This window comes from Klebsiella sp. MS 92-3 (genome assembly GCF_000195655.1).
Classification (GTDB): Bacteria; Pseudomonadota; Gammaproteobacteria; order Enterobacterales; family Enterobacteriaceae; genus Klebsiella; species Klebsiella pneumoniae.
The window spans coordinates 100,091-101,434 of sequence record NZ_GL882770.1 but is presented as its reverse complement, the minus strand read 5'-3'; the positions used below and the strand labels follow the sequence as shown (position 1 = coordinate 101,434).

Annotated in this window: 1 protein-coding gene and 1 tRNA gene; one reads left to right on the top strand and one right to left on the bottom strand. The window is 53.5% G+C overall.

Going from position 1 to position 1,344, the window contains the following annotated elements; translation table 11 throughout:
- Positions 1-245: 245 nt before the first annotated feature.
- Positions 246-335: transfer RNA gene (locus tag HMPREF9538_RS20100), tRNA-Ser, on the bottom strand.
- Positions 336-425: 90 nt separating this feature from the next.
- On the opposite strand from HMPREF9538_RS20100, the gene mtfA reads away from it, so the two are divergent.
- Positions 426-1,226 (top strand): DgsA anti-repressor MtfA, encoded by an 801-nt coding sequence (gene mtfA / locus HMPREF9538_RS20105; protein ID WP_004227143.1) that lies wholly within the window; start codon positions 426-428, stop codon positions 1,224-1,226.
- Positions 1,227-1,344: the final 118 nt, after the last annotated feature.

Below are 1,344 nucleotides of genomic sequence, written 5' to 3'. Positions count from 1 at the left end.
CTTTTTTATGTTCCCGCTCCGTTGAGATCACTCTTTTCGACATTGCCGCTTTCCAGGCGTACCTTCCCTCTTTATGATGCGTTTAAGCTCGTTCGGGCTAAAAGCGGCGATAAGGTGCCAAAAGGATAAAGCGCGCTACCGCGACTCTACGCTGAAACCAGGACGATGATGATGGTGATACCCCAGCGCAGGCGTTATACCTGAAGCTAACGGTGTTATTGAAGGGAAGGTTAGAGCAAGAAAAGTGGCGGAGAGAGGGGGATTTGAACCCCCGGTAGAGTTGCCCCTACTCCGGTTTTCGAGACCGGTCCGTTCAGCCGCTCCGGCATCTCTCCGCTGTGATGGTTGCTATAATGCCAGGATCTTTGGCATTTTAATAGCTCCCGTTTCGGTAATTGTGTTCAAGTGACGACTTTGCGAGCAATATGATGTTTAAATGGCCCTGGAAAGCAGATGATGAGTCCGGCAACGCAGAGATGCCCTGGGAGCAAGCGCTTGCCATTCCGGTTTTAGCCCATCTTTCGTCCACTGAGCAGCACAAGCTCACGCAGATGGCTGCCCGTTTTTTACAGCAAAAGCGGCTGGTGGCATTGCAGGGGCTGGAGCTGACCCCGCTGCATCAGGCGCGCATTGCTATGCTCTTTTGTCTGCCGGTGCTTGAGCTGGGCATTGAGTGGCTGGATGGCTTCCATGAAGTGCTGATCTACCCTGCCCCTTTCATCGTCGATGATGAATGGGAGGATGATATTGGTCTGGTCCACAACCAGCGGGTGGTACAGTCGGGACAAAGCTGGCAACAGGGTCCTGTAGTGCTGAACTGGCTGGATATTCAAGACTCTTTTGATGCGTCAGGCTTTAACCTTGTGGTGCATGAAGTGGCGCATAAGCTTGATACGCGGAACGGCGACCGGGCCAGCGGCGTGCCGCTTATCCCGTTGCGTGAAGTTGCCGGCTGGGAGCATGATCTCCACGCCGCGATGAACAACATTCAGGATGAGATAGATCTGGTCGGCGAAAGCGCCGCCAGTATTGACGCCTATGCCGCCACCGATCCCGCAGAGTGCTTTGCTGTCCTCTCGGAATATTTTTTCAGTGCGCCTGAACTGTTCGCGCCTCGCTTCCCGGCCCTGTGGCAGCGTTTTTGCCACTTTTACCGCCAGGATCCGCTGGCGCGTAGACGTGAGAATGGCCTGCAGGACGAAGGCGATCGGCGCATTGTTCACTAAAACAACGTGTTGAGCTAAATTTAGCCATTTGAATCAGCAGGTTAATTTTAGTGTTGACACAAAAATGCGAGGCCAGTAGTATGCGCCTCGTTCACACGATTCCTCTGTAGTTCAGTCG

Coding starts and splice junctions, on each gene's coding strand:
- mtfA (WP_004227143.1), top strand. CDS start 426: ATGATGTTTAAATGGCCCTGGAAAGCAGATGATGAGTCCGGCAACGCA.